This is a genomic window from Pseudoalteromonas rubra (genome assembly GCF_004212645.1).
GTDB classification, from domain to species: Bacteria; Pseudomonadota; Gammaproteobacteria; order Enterobacterales; family Alteromonadaceae; genus Pseudoalteromonas; species Pseudoalteromonas rubra_G.
In genome coordinates, this window is sequence record NZ_PPUZ01000051.1 from 1 (window position 1) to 257 (window position 257).

Below are 257 nucleotides of genomic sequence, written 5' to 3' on the forward strand. Positions count from 1 at the left end.
CGAGTCCCGTCCACTCCGCCAACATCTTTAAGAAGTACACCGAGCTAAACCACCGTGGAGTGGTAGTTCAGTTGGTTAGAATACCGGCCTGTCACGCCGGGGGTCGCGGGTTCGAGTCCCGTCCACTCCGCCATCTAGCCAGGGTTTAGTTTGGATTATCAGATTCAATGTAGTCTGAGTTTATGACAAAACGACGTCACAAACATCGTTATTTACTCGTGGAGTGGTAGTTCAGTTGGTTAGAATACCGGCCTGTC

At 50.6% G+C, this 257-nt stretch carries 1 tRNA gene; it reads left to right on the forward strand.

Annotated features, from left to right (window positions below):
- Positions 1 to 56: 56 nt before the first annotated feature.
- Positions 57 to 133, forward strand: a tRNA-Asp gene (locus tag C3B51_RS18110).
- Positions 134 to 257: the final 124 nt, after the last annotated feature.